Below are 15487 nucleotides of genomic sequence, written 5' to 3'. Positions count from 1 at the left end.
GAGCTGAAAGGTGAAAGGTTATGGGGCTACTTGGTATCCACGAAAAGCAAGTCGGCGCTGTCACCTGGCAGGGGCATGAAGTCCCCGTCACGGCGGATCTTAATGATCGTGGTCAGCCGGTCGGTTTCGAGAAGATCCAGATCGCGGACATGCCGCCCGGCATGCGCGAGGCAGTATGGCATTGGGCGATGGAGATCCGCATCATCAGGATGGGGGTGCCGCCGACCGGCTGCGCCTACTACCTGGAGGACATTGAGGAATTCCTGGCGTGGGAGCAAGCGCAATCTGCTAGCGAAGACGAGGCGTAGTTGCTGGGTTGCCATTTTTGGCTTCACTTTCGCTGCCGTGGTCGAAAACGACCACGGCGGCGGGGAGTTGCTGCTGTTATTGACCACGCTTCCCGCATTCCACGCGAATCGTGGTCAATAACGACCACGGCGCAGGCATGACGTAGCTGTTTTTGACATCGCGTGGTCAAAAACAGCTACGCCTTCCCTATATGTGAAAGCCTGGACCGCTGCCGCCGCCTGGCGGCGGCGGTGCATCCTCGGCTTCCAGTTCCTTCAAAGCTTCGACCGCTGCAGCTAGAGTTATGAAAGGTCCGTCGATGACGTCGCCTTCTTCGTTCACGACGAAATACTCTCGCGATAGGACGCGCCCATCTTCATCAACTTTCTGCACTTCGAGGATGTGGTATGGCATCAGGGTTCCCGTTGCGCGTAGTCAAAAATAGTTACTTACCCTGCATTCTTTTTAGAGTAAGCAGGTTCTCTTTGGTGAATTTCACCTGATCATCGAGAAACTGTGAGATGTTCCCGGCTGGTGTGCCGAGTTTGCCTTGCCGTTCAGGCTTGCAGACGTACTGCCACAGGTAGTCGTCTTCGCTGTCAGGGGCGATGTCACGCATCGCCTTGTCGTCGACTTGGGCTTCGTGCGGCGCATTGTTTTCGTCATGGTAGATCGAACGAACAAGGGCTGAGGTGCGGCTTGCGCAATCGATTTGGCGCAGCGCTTTGTGGTACGCATAGCCTTCGCCTGGCTGTCCTACGGTCACTCGTGGAGCAAACAGAGTCCAGAACTTTCTCACGCTTCCCTGCACCTCGACGACGCTATCTTTATCGATGAAGAGACTGCCTCGACGCGTGTTGTAATAGGTAGATTGCCAGTCCGATGCAAGTGCCGGCATCGATGAGAGCAGCGCCAGCCCAAAGAGGAAAAACCTCATCCTTGACTCCCTTTTGTCGTGTAAGAAGCGGAATATTCTACTAGTACGTTGGAATTCTGTTTAGCCTAGTTTCTTTGCCAAGTCCTCGGCGCGGGGATGGTAATACCGCATCAACATCCTCGGTGACTTGTGGCCGGTCACCTTTCCCAGCTCGTGCATTTGCAGCTTCTCGGCCAATCGGCTCGTGGCCTCGTGTCTGAGATCATGAAACCTGAAATCGGGGATGCATGCCCGCTTGGCGGCGCGCTGGAAACCCTCTGTAATCGCGGTTTCACTGGTATCGAATACCCGCCCGGTGATGTGGCGCGGGAGGCCCTCCAGGACGGCTACCGCTTTCGTTGAGAGGGGGACATCGCGGGAGGTGCCATTCTTGGTCTCGGGCAGGTGCAGCACACGACGCTTGAGATCCACATACTCCCATCGCAGGGCCAGCAGCTCGCCGCGCCGCATAGCGGTCTCCAGCGCGAGCAACACTACTGATTTGAGATGCTTTCCCCGGCTGGCGTCAAGCGCAGCCATCAGCTTTTTTTCCTCACCGTCCTCCAGTCGTCTCTCCCGGGCGTTGGCGATCGTTGGCATGCGCACGGTCGCCACGGGATTACCAAGAGGCAACGGGATGCCGAAATCGCGAGCTGCGGCCTTATAGAGGCGATTTAGCACAGCCAAATAGTGCTGGACTGTCTGCGGAGACAGCTTCTTACCCAACTCGTCGCGCCACTTGGCCACCATCGCCGGGGTGACGGCTGACAGGTTGTAATCGCCGAACTTTTCTTCTGCCGCCTTGAGTCGGCTTTCCTCTTGGCGCTGCCCACGCATTTTCGGTGTCAGTTCTTCCCGGTACCGTTTTGCGAGATCCTTGATCGTGGTTCGCGCAGCTTCGTCGCGAGGGATGAACGAGCCGGTATCCATCTCTCGTTCCACCGAGCGCACCCACTTTTCAGCGTCGCGTCGCGTCTCGAAGGTCTTGGACTGTGGCGGGAACCCCGCTCTTCTGACTTGGGCTTGGTACTGGTAAGCTCCCCGAGTTCTGATTGTGCCCACGTTTTACCGCTCCTGTGACATGACTGTGACAAATATAGCTTTAATCCGCGAAAAGCTCGATAACTACGAGCGATTAATGAGGCTGGACAAGCCCATCGGCACCCTGCTGCTGCTGTGGCCGACCCTCTGGGCCCTGTGGCTTTCCGCCGTGGGCCAGCCCCAGTGGTGGGTGGTGTGGATCTTTGCCCTGGGCACCCTGCTGATGCGCTCCGCCGGCTGTGTCATCAACGACTACGCCGACCGGGACTTCGATCCCCACGTGGCCCGCACCAAGAGCCGCCCCCTGGCGGCCCGGACGGTGTCGCCGCGGGAGGCCCTGGGCCTTTTCGCCGTCCTGGTGCTGCTCTCCTTCCTGCTGCTGCTGCCGCTGCTGACGCCCCTGGTGTTCGCCCTGGCGGCGGTGGCGGTGTTCCTCGCCGCCAGCTACCCCTTCACCAAGCGCTTCTTCGCCATTCCCCAGGCCTACCTGGGCATCGCCTTCGGCTTCGGCATCCCCATGAGCTACGCCGCCCAGCTCGGCGTGGTGCCGGCGGAAGCCTGGTGGCTGCTGCTGGCCAACGTCTTCTGGGCCGTCGCCTACGACACCGAGTACGCCATGGTGGATCGCCCCGACGACCTGAAAATCGGCATCAAGACCTCCGCCATCACCTTCGGCCGCTTAGACGTGGCGGCGGTGATGTTCTGCTACGGCGCCACCTTCGCCCTCATCGCCTGGGTTGGCTACGGCCTGCAGCGGGGCTGGGCCTTCTACGCCGGCCTGCTGGGGGCGGTGGCCCTGGCCATTTACCACTACACCCTGATCCGCACCCGGGAGGGCGGCCCCTGCTTCAAGGCCTTCCTGCACAACAACTGGGTCGGTGCCAGCATTTTCGCCGGCATCGCCGTGGACTTCTGGCTTCACCCCTTCGGCGTGCTGCCCCTGAAATAGGCTTCCCATGAAATACCGCGACCTGCGCGACTTCATCGCGCAACTGGAACAGCAGGGCGAACTGAAGCGGGTCAGCGTGCCCGTGGACACCCGCCTGGAAATGACCGAAATCTGCGACCGGGTGCTGCGGGCCGAGGGGCCGGCCATCCTCTTCGAGAAGCCGGTGGGGCCTAACGGCGAATTCACCATTCCGGTGCTGGCCAACCTCTTCGGCACGCCCCGGCGGGTGGCCATGGGCATGGGCCAGGATTCGGTCTCGGCCCTGCGCGAGGTGGGCACGGTGCTCTCCATGCTGAAGGAGCCGGAGCCGCCCAAGGGCCTGAAGGATGCCTGGGAGAAATTCCCCCTCTTCAAGCAGGTGCTCAACATGGCGCCAAAGGTGCTGTCCTCCGCCCCCTGCCAGGAGGTGGTGTGGGAGGGCGACGCGGTGGATCTCTCCCGCCTGCCCATCCAGCACTGCTGGCCCGGCGACGTGGCACCCCTGATCACCTGGGGCCTGACCATCACCCGGGGCCCCTTCAAGAAGCGGCAGAACCTGGGCATCTACCGGCAGCAGGTGATCGGCCGCAACAAGCTCATCATGCGCTGGCTGGCCCACCGGGGCGGGGCCCTGGATTACCGCGACCACTGCCAGAAAAATCCCGGCCAGCCCTATCCGGTGGCGGTGGCCCTGGGGGCCGATCCGGCCACCATTCTCGGCGCCGTGACGCCGGTGCCGGACAGCCTCTCGGAATACCAGTTCGCCGGCCTTTTGCGGGGCGCCAAGACCGAGCTGATCAAATGCATCGGCAATGACCTGCAGGTGCCGGCCTCCGCCGAGATCGTCCTGGAAGGGGTGATCCACCCCGGCGAGACGGCCCTGGAAGGGCCCTACGGCGACCACACCGGCTACTACAACGAGCAGGCCGAGTTTCCCGTGTTCACCGTCGAGCGCATCACCATGCGCAAGAACCCCATCTACCACAGCACCTACACCGGCAAGCCGCCGGACGAGCCCGCCGTGCTGGGCGTGGCGCTGAACGAGGTGTTCGTGCCCCTGCTGCAGAAGCAGTTCACCGAGATCGTCGATTTCTACCTGCCGCCGGAAGGCTGCTCCTACCGCCTGGCCGTGGTCAGCATCAAGAAGCAGTACCCGGGCCACGCCAAGCGGGTGATGTTCGGCATCTGGAGCTTCCTGCGCCAGTTCATGTACACCAAGTTCATCATCGTGGTGGACGACGACGTGAACATCCGGGACTGGAAGGAAGTGATCTGGGCCCTCACCACCCGCATGGATGCCACCCGGGACACCACCCTGGTGGACAACACCCCCATCGACTATCTGGACTTCGCCTCCCCGGTGGCCGGCCTCGGCTCCAAGATGGGCCTGGATGCCACCAACAAGTGGCCCGGCGAGACCAGCCGGGAATGGGGCCGCCCCATCGTCATGGACGAGGCGGTGAAGACCCGGGTGGACGAACTGTGGCAGAGCCTCGGGCTGTAAGCGGCCGCTGAGGGCTGGGCCGCGCCCAGCCTGGACCCCAGAGCCCGGGGAGGCGGCGCGGTCCGGTCTGGTGCAGGGTGTTCGATATTACTTTGGTATTAGTGCCGCTCTGTGACAAAATTGGCATTTTTCCGCTTCCGGTGACGCCAGGATACTGCCCATGAACCCGCCCGATACTTCCCCCGACCTGTCGGTGTTCCTCGCTTCGTCGGTGCACGACATGAAGAACTCCATCAGCATCCTCATCGGCAGCATGGAGAAGCTGCTGGCCGACAGCGACCCCAGCCGGCCCGAGTTCGGCGAAATGACCCACATGATGTACGAGACCAAGCGGATCAACGGCAACCTGATCCAGCTGCTGGCCCTCTACAAGCTGGGCAACCACCTCTATCCCTTCTCCCCGGAGGATTGGGTGCTGGAGGACTTCGTCGCCGAGACCGTGTCCCAGCACCTGCCCCTGCTGCGCTTCCGCGGCCTGGAATTCGAGGCCGTGGTGGAGTCGGACCTGGTGTGGCCCTTCGATGCGGACCTGGTGGGCGGCATCATCGGCCACGCCCTCAACAACGCCATCCACTACACCAAGGGCAAGGTGCGCCTGGTGGTGCGGGAGACGGAGGAGGGCCTGGAAATGCGCGTCGAGGACGACGGCCGCGGCTATCCCCAGAAAATGCTGGATGACGGCGTCGCCGCCATGAACGGGGTGGACTTCCAGGGCGGCAGCACCGGCCTGGGCCTCTACTTCTCCGCCATGGCCGCCCGGCTGCACCGCAACAAGGGGCGCCACGGCGCCATCCGCCTGGAAAACGGCGGCGCCTGGGGCGGCGGCTGCTTCGTCCTGACCCTGCCCTGAACGGCCCATCTCCAGGGAAAACAGAACAACAATGAGCAACTTCCAGAACATCGACTTCGGCAGCAAGAGCTTCCTCGTCATCGACGACTTCCAGGGCATGCGCACCGTGCTGCGCGACATCCTGCGCTCCATGGGGGTGAACCCCAAGGTCATCGCCACCGCCGCCAACGGCAACGAAGCCATCAGCCAGCTCAGCCAGACCCGCTTCGACGGCGTCCTCTGCGACTTCAACCTGGGCGCCGGCAAGAACGGCCAGCAGGTGCTGGAGGAGGCCAAGTACCGCAACCTGGTGGGACCCAGCTGCGCCTGGGTCATGATCACCGCCGAGAAGACCGCCGACGTGGTCATGGGCGCCGCCGAATACCAGCCGGACGCCTACCTGCTCAAACCCATCACCGAATCCACCCTGCGCCTGCGCCTGGAAAAGATCTGGGTGAAGAAGGCCGCCTTCGTGGACATCGACCAGGCCGTCATGGCCATGGACTTCCCCCTGGCCATCCGCCTCTGCGACGAGCGCCTGGCGGTGGACAAGGCCAATGCGGGCGAACTGCTGCGCCTGAAGTGCCACCTGCTGCTGGTGTCCGGCGAACACGAGCAGGCCCGCCTGCTCTACAACGCCCTGCTGGCCAAGCGGGACGTGCCCTGGGCCCAGCTCGGCCTGGCCCGGGTGCATGTGGCCGCCGGCGAACTGGACCACGCCCAGGCCCTGCTGGAAACCCTGGTGGCGGAGAACCGCACCTACCTGGAAGCCCACGACTGGCTGGCCAATGTGCACAACGCCCGGGGCGACCTGCAGAAGGCCGAGGAAGTGCTGGAAAACGCCGCCCGCCTCTCGCCCCTGTCGGTGATGCGGCAGAAGAACCTGGGCGAAGTGTCCCTGCAGCTGGGCAAGGTGGAAAACGCCGAAAAGGCCTTCCGCAAGAGCGTGGCCCTGGGCGAGCACTCGGTGCTGAAAACGCCGGATGCCTACCTGGGCCTGGCCCGGGCCTGCAGCGCCCAGAACAACAGCAAGGAAGCCCTGCAGGTGCTGTCCACCCTGACCAAGCAGTTCGACGCCGAGGAGGTCAAGGTCAAAGCCATGGCCACCGAAGGCATGGTCTACCACCGGGCCGGTGACCTGGAATCCGCACGCAAGGTGGCCCTCAAGCTGGACGAGGTGCTGGCCCAGCCCGGCGCGCCCCGCCTGGAGAGCGCCGCGGTGGTGGAGATGGCCGAGCTGATGATGGTCTCCGGCGAGAAGGAAAAGGCCGCCGCCCTGCTCCAGGGCGAAGTGCGCAACAACCCGGACGACGCCATCCTGCTGCAGCGCATCCAGCAGGTGTTCGACACCGGCGCCATGAGCGAGGAGGGCGTGGCTCTGGTGGAAGCCTCGCGCAAGGAAGCGGTGCAGCTGATGAACCAGGGCGTGCTGCTGGCCCGGGACGGCAAGTTCGACGAGGCCATGGAAGCCATGCGCACCGCCTGCGAGCGCCTGCCGGGCAACGTGCGGGTGCTGTTCAACTTCGCCCACATGGGCATCACCTTCATGCAGCGCACCGTGGTCAGCCCCTCCCTGGTGGACGAAATCCGCCAGTACCTGGAAACCGCCCACCGCCTGGCTCCCGCCGACAAGCGCTATCCCCAGCTGCTGGGCAAACTCAAGTCCCTGGCCGGCTGACGCCATGCCGACCATGCCGCCCGTGGAGGTCCGCCCCACCGACCTGAGCCAGCCGCAGCAGGCCGCGGCCTGGCTCGACCTGCTCGACCACTACGCCCGGGACCCCATGGGCGGCGGCAGCGGGCTGGACCCGGCGGTACGGCAGGCCCTGGTGCCGGCCCTGGCCGGCGTGCCCCATTTCCACAGCGCCCTGGCCTGGCAGGGGGATGAGACCGTGGGCCTGATCAACTGCTTCGCCGGCTTTTCCACCTTCGCCGCCAGGCCCCTGCTCAACATCCACGACATCGCCGTGCGCGACGCCCGCCGCGGTGCCGGCATCGGCCAGGTCCTGCTGGCCTGGGCCGAGGGGCGGGCCCGGGAACTGGGCTGCTGCAAGCTGACCCTGGAAGTGCTGTCCAACAACCGGCGCGCCCTGGTCGCCTACGAGCGGGCCGGCTTCGCCCCCTACGTGCTCGATCCGGCCGCCGGCCAGGCCCTGTTCCTGCAGAAGCTGCTGTAGGCCCGGCCGGTTCCCCGGGCCGGCGGCCGGCGCTAAGATGGCGGGCTGGTTCCCCTGTTTCCCGACTTTCCGAAGCGACCGCCCATGAGCCCTGCCGCCGCCGTCCATTCCGCCGCCGATTCCCTGGGCAAGCCCCTCGCCGGCTGGCGCCTGCGCCTCTACTCGGTGGTATTCGAGTCGGAGACCCGGGCCGGTCGCCTGTTCGACCAGTGCCTCATCTTCGCCATCCTGGCCAGCGTCGCGGTGGTCATGGCCGACAGCGTGCATAGCCTCAACGTCCGCCACCAGGACCTCTTCGCCACCCTGGAGTGGGGCTTCACCCTGCTGTTCACCGCCGAATACCTGGCCCGCCTGACCTGTCTGCGCCGGCCCTGGCGCTATGCCCTGAGCTTCTTCGGCCTGGTGGACCTGCTGGCCATCCTGCCCACCTACCTGGCGCTGCTGGTGCCCGAGGCCCACCTGCTCATCGACGTGCGCATCCTGCGCCTGCTGCGCATGTTCCGGGTGCTCAAGCTCACCGCCTACCTGGGCGAGTACCAGATGCTGGGCAGCGCCCTGCTGGCCAGCCGGCGCAAGATTCTGGTGTTCCTCTCGGTGGTGCTGATGATCGTGCTGGTCATGGGCACCCTGATGTATGTGGTGGAAGGCCCGGCCAACGGCTTTACCAGCATTCCCACCGCCGTCTATTGGGCCATCACCACCATGACCACCGTCGGCTTCGGCGACATCACGCCCAAGACCGACGTGGGCCGTCTCATCTCCTCGGCCATGATGCTGCTCGGCTGGGGCACCCTGGCGGTGCCCACCGGCATCGTCACCTCCGAGATCACCGCCCAGCGCCTGCAGGTCACGCCCACCAGCCGCACCTGTCCGGACTGCCTGACCGAAGGGCTGGCGCCGGAGGCCGCCTACTGCCAGGCCTGCGGCGCCCGCCTGCCGGAGTGCCGGCGCGATCCGGCCTGAGCCTTTTCCCTTTTCTGCCACCCGCCCACGCCGCGGCCCCGGAGCCGCCGCCGGAGCATTCCCCATGCAACTGCCCCTGCTCACCGAAGGCCGCCTGCTGCGGCGCTACCAGCGTTTCCTCGCCGACGTCGAACTGGCCGACGGCAGCGTGGTCACCGCCCATTGCCCCAACACCGGTTCCATGCAGGGCTGCAAGGATCCGGGCAGCCGGGTGTGGCTGTCCCCCAGCGACAACCCCCAGCGCAAGCTGGCCTGGACCTGGGAACTGGTGGAGGCGGACGGCGTCCTGGTGGGCCTGCACACCGGCCGCACCAACGCCCTGGTGCGGGAAGCCATCGAGGCCGGCGCGGTGGCCGAGCTGGCCGGCTATGGGGCGATCCGCGGCGAGGTGCCCTACGGCGGCGACAACGGCCGTGGCGGCAAGCGCAGCCGCATCGACCTGCTGCTGACTGAAGCAGGTCGTCCCCCATGCTATGTGGAGGTGAAAAACGTCACCGCCGCCGTTGCCGGCGGCATCGGCTATTTTCCCGACGCCGTCACCGAGCGCGGCACCAAGCACCTCAACGAAATGGCCGACGAGGTGGCCAAGGGCAACCGGGCCGTGCTGTTCTTCTGCGTGCAGCGGGGCGACGTGGATGAAGTGCGGCCGGCGGACCACATCGACCCGGAGTACGGCCGCACCCTGCGCCGGGTCCTGGGGCTGGGGGTGGAGGTGCTGGCCTACGGCGCCGACGTCCGCCCCGAGGGCATCCGGCTGTGGCGGCCCCTGCCGGTGGTGTGCTGAACCGGCGTCAGCAGAAATTTCTATGCTGGGCCAGGCCCCGCGTCCCTAAAGGGATGGCGGGGCTTTTTCATTCAATAGGGGCGCGCTTCCTGGGGCGGTGCAGGGAAAGTCGCTCCGGGACTGGCCCGGCGGCCGGCGGCTGACGCCGTGATTCTTTGGCTATGCCAAATGGCTTAATGGAAAAACCCTTACGGTTATCCATAATGGATTTTCCCGACCCGTCGGCCCATTCGCTGCCAAGGAGAACGCCATGCATCCCTCTGCCATCGCCGCCTTCCGCCATTCCCTTTGCCTTGCCCTGCTGGGCCTTTTGCTCGGTGCCGCCGGCGCCGGCGCCGCAGAGGAAAGGAAGGGGCTGGAAAAAGTGCAGGACAGCTTTCTCAAGCTGGTCTGCGGCAAGACCGCCGTCGCCGACAACAGTGCCTGCGCCAGGATGCTGGGCGATGCCGGCCAGGGCGACGACGGCGCCCGGGTGCGGCAGCTGGCGGCCCACTTCGTCGTGCTGACCTTCGCCGAGGCCGGCACCCGGGCCCTGGAGGAGCACGAGGACCGGGGCGTGCTGGCGCCGGCCCTGCTGCAGCGCATCCGCACCGCCGAGGCCGAACTGCACGAGGCCTGCTCGGTCCTGGCGTGGACCCCGGCGGCGCGCAAGGCCGCCATCTATCCCCTGGAGCGGGCCGATGCCCTGATCGCCGTGGCCGACGTGGTCAAGGCCGGCATCAAGCCCACCGCCCGGCGCCTGCGGGGGCTGGCCAGCAATCCGGTGAGCCTGCTGGCCGAGGTGGGCGACGTGCTGGAGGACGGCATGGCCGATGCCATCTACGGCTCCGCCTCCCGCCGCGGCTTCGTCGCCGCCCTGGACATCATCGCTCCCCAGAACAAGGTGGACGGCAAGGAACTGAAAGGGGCCTGGCAGGCCGTGGCCGACCGCCTGGAAGTGTCGTGCAAGAGCCTGGCCCGCCTCGGCGGCGCCCAGGAGGAGAGCGCCCCCGTGTGCAAGGTGCTCAAGCCCTGCGCGGAGCTGCAACCATGAGCGCGCCCCTGTTGCCGGAAGATGGCCCGCAGCGAAGCCAAAGCTGGCGCCAGTTCGAGGACGAGGCCCGGCGTCTGCGCCCGGCCGCCCCCCCGTCGGTGACGGCTGCCGGTGTCCGGGCCCAGGCCTGGTTCGGCGAAGCCGCCGCGACTCCGCCCGAACCACCGGCGCCCCAGCCGGCCGCCACGGCGGCCTTCTGCGGCCTGGCCCTGTCCGGCGGCGGCATCCGCAGCGCCACCTTCGCCCTGGGCGTGCTGCAGGCCATGGCCGAGGCCCGCCTGCTGCGCCGGGTGGATTACCTGTCCACCGTTTCCGGCGGCGGCTACATCGGTACCTGGCTCTCCGCCCTGATCCACCGTACCGATGCGGACAGCCGCCGGGCCGTGCGGCAGCTGGAACAGCCCGGCCCCGTCGGCATCGCGCCCTCGGTGGCCGCCGCCGGCCAACCCGGTGGCTGCCGGGACGACGCCAGCCAGACGGCCACCGGCGCCAGCGAGCATCCGGCCATTGCCTTCCTGCGCCGCTACAGCAACTACCTGACGCCCCGCTTCGGCCTCTTCAGCGTGGATACCCTGGCGGCGGTGGCCAACCTGTCGCGCAACCTGCTGCTGACCCAGAGCGTCTTCATCCTCTTCCTCCTCGGCCTGCTGTTCCTGCCGCGGGGCGTCGTCCTTGCCCTGTGGCAGGGCGGCCCGCCTTCGCCCTGGCTGTGGGGGGCGGTGCTGCTGTTGCTGGCCGTCGCCGCCCGGGGCCTGTACCGGGGCATGACCTGGTACCGGCGCCCGGCCGCCGACGGCGATGGATCGTCCCGTCCCGGGCCGAGCCAGGGGCAGGTGCTGCGCGGCGCCGTGCTGCCGGGCATGCTGGCGGCCCTGCTGGCCGCCGCCCTGTTCAACGACGGGACCTGGCTGCCGGCCCTGGCCGGCGGCGACGGGGCGCTGTGGGCGGCCCTGGTCCTGGCCTACCCCCTGCTGTGGCTGCTGGCGGCCGGCCTCGACCTGCCCCTGCCCCGGGGCGGCGGCACCGCCTTCCGCGTCTCCCTGGCGGCCGCCCTGCCGGCCGGGGCCCTGCTTGCCGTCCTGGTCTACGGCTATGTGCGGCTCCTCGCCGCCCTGCCGCCGCCGTCCCGGCCCTGGCTGGCGGTGGGGCTGGGGGCCTTCGTCCTGTGGGAGTTCCTCTGCCTGGCGGTCGCCCTGCACATCGGCCTGATGAAGCGGGCCCTGGCCGAACTGGCGCGGGAGTGGGCCGGCCGGGCCGGCGGCATGTCCATCGGCATCGGCCTGGGCTGGTCCCTGGTGGCCCTGGTCAGTTTCTACGGCAGCGCCTTCCTCGGCTGGCTGGGCCAGACCCTGGCGGCGGCGGGCGGCCTCGCCTGGCTGATCAGCACGGTGGCCGGCGCCCTCGCCGGACGCAGCCCGGCCACCGGCGGCAAGAGGGCCAACCCCTGGCTGGAGCGGCTGCTGCAGGCGGCACCCTACATTTTCATCGGCGGCCTGCTGCTGTTTCTTTCCTGGCTGGGGGAATGGGGCCTGCGCACCCTGGCCGGGGCGGGGCAGCAGCCCTGGTTCCTGGCGCCGTCCCTAACCATGCCCGGGCTGGCGGCGGTGGTGCTGGCGGCCAGCGTCTGCCTGCTGGGCGCCTGGGCCCTGTCGGCGCGGATCGACGTCAATCTCTTTTCCATGCACCAGTTCTACCGCAACCGGCTGACCCGCTGCTATCTGGGGGCCTCCAATCCGCAGCGGCGCAGCGACCGTTTCACCGATTTCGACCCGGCGGACGACCTGCCCCTGCAGGACCTGGCGGCCCAGCGCCCCATCCCCCTGCTCAACGGCGCCCTCAACCTCACCGGCAGCGAACCCCTGGAATGGCAGCAGCGCCAGGCGGCCCCCTTCATCTTCTCGCCGGACCGCTGCGGCTTCCTCCTGCCGCCCTCGTCCCAGAGCCCCGAGTGGCGCGAGTTCCTGGCGCCGAGCCGGGACTACATGAGCCGGGAGGGCGCCCATCTGGGCATGGCCATGGCCGTCTCCGGGGCCGCCGCCAACCCCAACATGGGCTACCACACCGAGCCGGCCATGGCCTTCGTCATGGCCCTGCTCAATGTCCGCCTGGGGCGTTGGTGCCCCAATCCGGCAGGACCGTTCACCGCCCTCAGCAGTCCGCCCCTGGGGCTGTGGTACCTGCTGCGGGAGCTGTTCGGCAGCGTCAATGAGGACACCGGCTTCGTCAATGTCTCCGACGGCGGCCATTTCGAGAACCTGGGGCTGTACGAACTGGTGCGCCGCCGCTGCCGCCTGATCGTGGTCAGCGACGGCGGCCAGGACCGGAACTTCCAGTTCGAGGACCTGGGCAACGCCATCCGCAAGTGCCGGGTGGACCTGGGGGCCGAGATCGACATCGACGTGCGCTCGCTGCTGCCCGGGGCGGCGCCGCGGCAGCGGCTGGCGGTGGGGCGCATCCGCTACTGGGACGACGGGCGGCAGGCCCTGGCCGGGATGCCGCCGACCCCGGAGTGCGGCGTGCTGGTGTACCTGAAACCCATGGTGCTGGGGGACGAGCCGGTGGACGTGGGCAACTACGCCGCCACCCACCCTGACTTCCCCCACCAGTCCACCGCCGACCAGTGGTTCGACGAGGCCCAGTTCGAGAGCTATCGCCAGCTGGGGCTGGCCACCGGGCGCCGGGTCTTCGGCCAGGGACCGTGGCGGCAGGACGAGGCGGCGGACGACGAGGCCTGGGTGCGGGCCGTGGCCGCCGCCCTGGCACCGGCAGCCGCAGCGGCGCCCTAGGCGCCGGGGCCTGGCGGGATCAGTTGGAGAGTGGGGTGCTGGGGGCTGCCTGGGGCGTTGGGCTTTGGGTCGCCACCCATTCCAGCAAGGCCTCCACCGGACCCCAGGCGGCGCCGGCCTTGGGCCCGCCGGCCAGGGCCACCAGGGCCCAGCGGCGGCCTCCGGCGTCGGTGACGTAGCCGGCCCAGGCGCGCACGCCTTCGATGGAGCCGGTCTTGAGGTGGGCGCGGCCGGCGCTGCTGCCGTTGCCGAAGCGGCGCTTCAGGGTGCCGTCCCTGCCCGCCAGCGGCAGGGAGGCGACGAACTCGGGCATGACCGGGCTCTTCCAGGCCGCCAGCAGCAGTTGCAGCAGGCTGCGGGCGGCGATGCGGTCGTCCCGGGAGAGGCCGGAACCGTTTTCCACCGCCAGTTCGGGGAAGCTGAGGCCCTTTTCCGCCAGCACCTGACGCAGCCCCTGGCGGGCGCCGGCCAGGGTGGCGGCCTCGCCGGCCGGGGTGTCGGCCAGGGCGAGGAAGAGGTGGCGGGCCATGACGTTGCTGCTGTACTTGTTGGTGTCGCGCACGATCTCGGCCAGGCTGGGGGATTCCCAGCGCAGCAGGGGCACGCCGCCCACGGGGGTGGGGCCTTCCCGCACCTGGCCGGCAAACTGGCCGCCCAGTTCGCGCCACAGGGGGCGGAAGAGGCCGGCGAGATAGGCGTCCCCGGCCAGGGGGGCCAGATGCAGGGGCTTTTCGCCGCACACCAGGGGGAAGGTGCCGCCGATGTCGAGGCGCTTGCCGGCGGGGTCGAAGCGCACCGTCAGCTTTTCGCGCCAGTCGCCGCATTCGCCGGCGCCGGGGGCGATGCGGGCGTTCACCGCGAGGCCTTCCTGGGGCACTTCCTGGACCAGGCGCACGCTGCCCGCGGCCAGGTCCGGCACCAGGGTGAAGCGCAGGGCGGTGTAGTTCACCAGGGCCGCATCCGCATTGACGTTGTAGGCCCGCAGGGGCTCGTTGTCGAAGGCGGCGGGGTCGAAGGGGGGCAGGCGATAGGCGCGGCGGTCGGCCACCAGGTCGCCGCCGATCTGACGCACCTCGGCCCGGTCCCGCAGCTGCCGCAGCAGCAGCCAGAAGCGTTCCAGGGTGAGGGCCGGGTCGCCGCTGCCGACCAGGTAGAGATTGCCTTCCAGGCGGCCGTCCCGGGGGGCGTTGTCGCCGCGCAGTTCGGTCTTCCAGGTGTAGGCCGGGCCCAGCTTTTCCAGGGCGGCGTAGGTGGTCACCAGCTTCATCACCGAGGCCGGGTTCATGGGGCGGGCGGCGTTGTGCAGCAGGCGCGGCGCGGCAGCGTCCACCGCCTGCACGGCGACGGCGAACTGGCCGGGAGGCAGACCGGCGGCGTTGAGGGCCCGGGTGACCTCGGGAGGCAGGACAGTGGCCGTGTCCGGCGGCATCTGCCCGGCGGCGTAGGTGTGGAGCGGGTTGCAGAGCAGGGTCAGCCACAGGGCAAGCGCCAGGCGGCCGGTGGCGGAGGGACTACGGTGGAATATGCGCATTATTCGGCGTTCGGGGAGGGGCTTTGGGGCGATAATAGCGCGAATCCCACCGTCCCCCGCCCAGCCCATCATGCAAGAACAGCGTCGCCACGTCCGCATCCGTTTCGCCAAGCCCTTGCCGGCCTATGTGGGGCACCAGGGCCAGAACCTGCGGGCGGAACTGCACAACGTTTCCCTCGGCGGCGCCCTGCTGCGCACCGAGCTGCCCCTGGCCATCGGCGACCGCTTCGGCCTGGAGTTCGCGCTCCAGGGCATGGGCATCGACACCGTGCCCATCGTCATCAGCCGCGGCCTGGGCGATCTGGTGGGGGTGCGCTTCGACCTGGGGCCGGCTTCCGAGATCCAGCTGGAAGGCGCGATCCAGGACTCCCTGCGCAACGGCATCGCCTCCGTGCTGTCCATGCACACCCTGGCCGGACGCAAGGTGATGCGCATCGCCGGCGCCCTCAACCTGTCCCTGCGCAACGACTTCTTCCACGCCCTGGACAAGATGGGGGTGGCTGAGATCGACCTCTCCGAGGTGACGACCGTGGATGCGGACGGCCTGGCCCTCTGCGTCGTCGCCGCCGAGCGCCGCGGCGTCGTCATCGAGCGGCTCTCGCCGGCGGTGGCCAGCCTCTGGCGCGCGGCCCGCCAACCCTCGGCCTGATCCTGCCGCAGCCGGGTTTCCCGGTCTAGAATGACGGCTTCATCCGAGGAGCCGCCCG

General features: G+C 67.9%; 15 protein-coding genes. 11 read left to right on the top strand and 4 right to left on the bottom strand.

What is annotated here, in order from left to right:
• Window positions 1-20 precede the first annotated feature (20 nt).
• A complete protein-coding gene (locus tag AZSP09_RS09540; RefSeq protein WP_152089890.1) occupies window positions 21-308 on the top strand; it encodes a hypothetical protein in 288 nt (95 codons plus the stop codon).
• 187 nt (window positions 309-495) lie between these two features.
• Here the strand turns inward: AZSP09_RS09540 and AZSP09_RS09535 are convergent, their stop codons facing one another.
• From AZSP09_RS09535 to AZSP09_RS09525, 3 genes are read right to left on the bottom strand one after another with little or no spacing between them, the layout of a single operon-like run.
• On the bottom strand, window positions 496-702 hold the full coding sequence (locus AZSP09_RS09535; RefSeq protein ID WP_152089889.1) for a hypothetical protein: 207 nt from the start codon (window positions 700-702) through the stop codon (window positions 496-498).
• 31 nt (window positions 703-733) lie between these two features.
• Window positions 734-1225 carry a surface-adhesin E family protein gene (locus AZSP09_RS09530; RefSeq protein WP_152089888.1) on the bottom strand — a complete coding sequence of 164 codons (492 nt, stop codon included), beginning with the start codon at window positions 1223-1225 and terminating at the stop codon, window positions 734-736.
• 60 nt (window positions 1226-1285) lie between these two features.
• On the bottom strand, window positions 1286-2134 hold the full coding sequence (locus tag AZSP09_RS09525; RefSeq protein ID WP_197739010.1) for a site-specific integrase: 849 nt from the start codon (window positions 2132-2134) through the stop codon (window positions 1286-1288).
• Window positions 2135-2285: 151 nt separating this feature from the next.
• Here AZSP09_RS09525 and ubiA point away from each other — a divergent pair, with 151 nt between their 5' ends.
• The 9 genes from ubiA (at window position 2286) to AZSP09_RS20145 (ending at window position 13249) form a co-directional block, all read left to right on the top strand.
• Complete coding sequence (gene ubiA, locus AZSP09_RS09520; RefSeq protein WP_152089886.1) at window positions 2286-3194, top strand: 4-hydroxybenzoate octaprenyltransferase; 909 nt, start codon at window positions 2286-2288, stop codon at window positions 3192-3194.
• Window positions 3195-3201: 7 nt separating this feature from the next.
• A complete protein-coding gene (gene ubiD / locus AZSP09_RS09515; RefSeq protein ID WP_152089885.1) occupies window positions 3202-4677 on the top strand; it encodes a 4-hydroxy-3-polyprenylbenzoate decarboxylase in 1476 nt (491 codons plus the stop codon).
• A gap of 160 nt (window positions 4678-4837) precedes the next feature.
• On the top strand, window positions 4838-5527 hold the full coding sequence (locus AZSP09_RS09510; protein WP_152089884.1) for a sensor histidine kinase: 690 nt from the start codon (window positions 4838-4840) through the stop codon (window positions 5525-5527).
• Window positions 5528-5558: 31 nt separating this feature from the next.
• Window positions 5559-7184, top strand: a complete 1626-nt coding sequence (locus AZSP09_RS09505) for a tetratricopeptide repeat-containing response regulator (protein WP_152089883.1) — start codon at window positions 5559-5561, stop codon at window positions 7182-7184.
• A 4-nt stretch (window positions 7185-7188) separates the two neighbouring features.
• A complete protein-coding gene (locus AZSP09_RS09500) occupies window positions 7189-7683 on the top strand; it encodes a GNAT family N-acetyltransferase (RefSeq protein WP_232058776.1) in 495 nt (164 codons plus the stop codon).
• A gap of 84 nt (window positions 7684-7767) precedes the next feature.
• The gene (locus AZSP09_RS09495; protein ID WP_152089882.1) at window positions 7768-8646 is read left to right on the top strand and encodes an ion transporter; all 879 of its coding nucleotides are present in this window, start codon (window positions 7768-7770) and stop codon (window positions 8644-8646) included.
• A 64-nt stretch (window positions 8647-8710) separates the two neighbouring features.
• Window positions 8711-9430, top strand: a complete 720-nt coding sequence (sfsA, locus tag AZSP09_RS09490; protein ID WP_130459207.1) for a DNA/RNA nuclease SfsA — start codon at window positions 8711-8713, stop codon at window positions 9428-9430.
• Between the two features lie 250 nt (window positions 9431-9680).
• Window positions 9681-10463 (top strand): hypothetical protein, encoded by a 783-nt coding sequence (locus tag AZSP09_RS09485; RefSeq protein ID WP_130459206.1) that lies wholly within the window; start codon window positions 9681-9683, stop codon window positions 10461-10463.
• Window positions 10460-13249 (top strand): patatin-like phospholipase family protein, encoded by a 2790-nt coding sequence (locus AZSP09_RS20145; RefSeq protein ID WP_152089881.1) that lies wholly within the window; start codon window positions 10460-10462, stop codon window positions 13247-13249. The genes AZSP09_RS09485 and AZSP09_RS20145 overlap by 4 nt, the downstream gene beginning before the upstream one ends.
• 19 nt (window positions 13250-13268) lie before the next feature.
• Here the strand turns inward: AZSP09_RS20145 and dacB are convergent, their stop codons facing one another.
• Window positions 13269-14780 (bottom strand): D-alanyl-D-alanine carboxypeptidase/D-alanyl-D-alanine endopeptidase, encoded by a 1512-nt coding sequence (gene dacB / locus AZSP09_RS09475; RefSeq protein WP_152089880.1) that lies wholly within the window; start codon window positions 14778-14780, stop codon window positions 13269-13271.
• 70 nt (window positions 14781-14850) lie between these two features.
• Here dacB and AZSP09_RS09470 point away from each other — a divergent pair, with 70 nt between their 5' ends.
• The gene (locus tag AZSP09_RS09470) at window positions 14851-15429 is read left to right on the top strand and encodes a PilZ domain-containing protein (RefSeq protein WP_014235413.1); all 579 of its coding nucleotides are present in this window, start codon (window positions 14851-14853) and stop codon (window positions 15427-15429) included.
• Window positions 15430-15487: the final 58 nt, after the last annotated feature.

Origin of the sequence: Azospira sp. I09 (genome assembly GCF_009177135.1) — a bacterium.
Lineage (GTDB): Bacteria > Pseudomonadota > Gammaproteobacteria > Burkholderiales > Rhodocyclaceae > Azospira > Azospira oryzae.
This window is presented reverse-complemented; position numbering and strand designations above follow the sequence as displayed.